Origin of the sequence: Saccharomonospora halophila 8 (assembly GCF_000383775.1) — a bacterium.
In the GTDB taxonomy this organism is placed as follows: domain Bacteria; phylum Actinomycetota; class Actinomycetes; order Mycobacteriales; family Pseudonocardiaceae; genus Saccharomonospora; species Saccharomonospora halophila.
The window spans coordinates 2,266-4,728 of the sequence record NZ_KB912492.1; the positions used below are offsets into that span (position 1 = coordinate 2,266).

3 protein-coding genes are annotated in these 2,463 nt (G+C 69.5%); 2 read left to right on the forward strand and 1 reads right to left on the reverse strand.

The window, feature by feature from the left end; genetic code table 11:
- Positions 1-24: 24 nt before the first annotated feature.
- Entirely contained in the window at positions 25-1,506 is a 1,482-nt protein-coding gene (locus tag SACHA_RS0103800) for a helix-turn-helix domain-containing protein (RefSeq protein WP_019807351.1), read from the reverse strand.
- 217 nt (positions 1,507-1,723) lie between these two features.
- Between SACHA_RS0103800 and SACHA_RS23275 the strand changes: the two genes are divergently transcribed.
- Entirely contained in the window at positions 1,724-2,287 is a 564-nt protein-coding gene (locus SACHA_RS23275; protein ID WP_019807353.1) for a hypothetical protein, read from the forward strand.
- Positions 2,284-2,463, forward strand: a 180-nt coding sequence (locus SACHA_RS24885; protein ID WP_039737879.1) for a hypothetical protein, incomplete at its 3' end; no start/stop codon positions are given. The genes SACHA_RS23275 and SACHA_RS24885, both read left to right, overlap by 4 nt.

Sequence of the window (2,463 nt, forward strand, 5' to 3'; positions counted from 1 at the left end):
CCCGCCGGCCGCCGGGACAGCGGGTCACCGGCTACGGCGGGACAGAATGCTGTCCCGCGCGTTCCAGGCGCGGGACAGCAGACAGGCCCCCGGCGAGGCCATCGGTGTCTCGTCCACCAACCGCCGGACGGATGCTTCGGTGAACGGCACTCCTTCGGACACCGTCGAGGACTCCGCGGCGGTGACGAGGACGCCCTCGGCATTGATCCGCATCGAGTGTCCGAAGAGTGCGTCGAACACGTCATCGTCGAAGACGACGACGGTGAGGATCGTCGCCGCGAGAGTGAGCGTGTCGAGCCCGATCCCGAGGCAGTGGGTCGTGATCCGCCCTTCCGTGCGTGCCCGTCGCAGGTCCTGGTAGAGCGGCCAGTCGTCGTAGTTCAACGGAGTGCCGGAACTGCCGTCGTGCTCCGGTTCGCCGAGTAGTTCCTCCGAGAACTCCCGGACCATTCCCCGCCACAGATCCAGATCGCGCGTCGCCTCCCCGGCCGCGATGCTCGACGGTTGGAACTCCCCCGCCGGGATGAGGCCGTAGACGCCCGCCGCCGTCGCCACCTTCGCCGGGTCGCGCCAGTGGAGGAGGAACGAGGCGTCGCCGGTGTCGCGTCGGCGGCGCAGGGTCAGCGTCTCCACGGCCGGAAGGACAGCGCGCCGGCGCAGGTCGAACGGATCGCCGATCAGCTCCCGGAACGGCAGTTCGGACCAGTCGGCCCGGGAACCGGCACCCGACAGGTGTGCGGCGGCGCATTCGTGTGCGACCGCCTCGGAGACATCGAGTTTGGCGAAGTAGGTGCCGGGGCGGAAGCTCATCCTCGGCTGCCCGGAGCTCAGGTCGACGTCCCACAGGCGGTAACTCGGCCGGTTCTCGAACAACGCGGGCCGGTCGAGATAGCGCACCGCGGAGGTGTATCGGTCGAAGCGCCGGCCCGGCGCTCGGAGGGGGAGTGTGTGGTGCGCTTCCGGCTCCGTTCCCGTGATCGGTGTCGATCTTCCGGGAACGGGATCCCACGCGAGCCGGATGCTGTCGAGCGGGAGCGGTTCGGACGGCATCCATTCCGCACGGGTGAGGAACGTCGAGTTGCCTGTCGGGAAGGCGGCTCGGTAGAGAGCACCGGAGAGCGTGGCGAAACTTCGCCGGTTGTGGTTGAGATGCCGCCGTACCCGGCGCCAGGTGTGCTGACTCCTCCGCGCCGGGTCGGTCGGGTCCACCGGACCGGACCGGGACGGCGGTGAAACGGGCGACAGCGCCGCGTTCGACAGGCCCATTTGCGCCGGTGGAATCCCCAGTCGTTCGGCGATGTGCAGCATGGTTCTCATGTCCCGTACCTGGCGCTGCCCTGTCTCGATCTTGGAAACGTAGCTCTGGTCGAGGCTGAGCATCTCGGCCAGGTCAGCCTGGTTCAGGCCGTACGACCGACGATATTCGTGAAGGACATTCGCGAGGAATCCGGTGTCGAGTTCCGTGTCGTCGGTACGTCGGGACAGCCATGACGGCTCGTTCTCCATCCGGTTCTGCCTCTGCTGTCGAAGACGGACGACCGGGCCGTGCGCGGCGGGAACCCGCGTATGCCGTCGTGTCATCCGGGAGCGCCACGCAGGACGAACGGTCTTTGGACATGTGTTTTTCAGTGCGCGACTCTCGAATGATGCGGACAGCGAGAAACATTACAGCAGACCGGACGAAAAAGGGACGAACGACGCCGGTCGGTCATGGGGAGGACGCATGATGTCACGGGACCGGGAACTGCTCGCCCACGCCGCCCGGGTGAACCGGCACCTCGGGGACGCGGTGGTGCGGCTGCTGTGCGAGTTCGACGACGACCACCCACCGGCCGAGGGGCTGGCGGCGCTCGGTCAGGCCCTGTCGGAGCTCGCCCGAGCGTTCAGCGACCGGTATGCGGAGTTGACCGGCACGGCGACCGAGGAGCACGCGGCACTGACGTGGCGGCAGTGGGTGACGCTCGACGACGTCCTCGCCGAGATGTGCGAGCGCAGCCAGGGGCGGTACGAGAATCTGCACGACCGGGGTCAGGGTGTGCTCACGATGGTGCGCCCGGTGGTGTGGGACTCGGGCGGACACGGGGAGGACCCACCCCGGACGACGCGGCTGTGCCGCGAGGTGTCCAAGGTCGTCGGCGCGCTGGCGCACCTCGTCGAGGCCGCGCCGGAGGACGCTCGGGCCGTGCGGTCGACGGGGGCGTCGGTGTCGGCACTCGGCCGCCGGATGGAGGCCTACCCCGGCGAGGGGACCTCGGCGATCACGAGCGAAAGCGGGGCCGGGGCGTGAACCGGACGGGTCGGACCGAGGTCCGGGAACGGGACGGCGACGCCGAGCGGGTCGGGCGCGGCAGGTTCGTGCCGCCCACCCGCGATCAGGTGGCAGCGATCGAGCGGGAACTGACGGAGCGCGGCGACGCGGGACGTGCCGCCGCGCTGCTGGTCGCGGCGTGTTACCCGGAGGCC

Excerpts from the sequence above, each read along its gene's own strand:
- SACHA_RS0103800 (WP_019807351.1), bottom strand. The coding sequence starts at position 1,506 with ATGGAGAACGAGCCGTCATGGCTGTCCCGACGTACCGACGACACGGAA.
- SACHA_RS23275 (WP_019807353.1), top strand. The coding sequence starts at position 1,724 with ATGATGTCACGGGACCGGGAACTGCTCGCCCACGCCGCCCGGGTGAAC.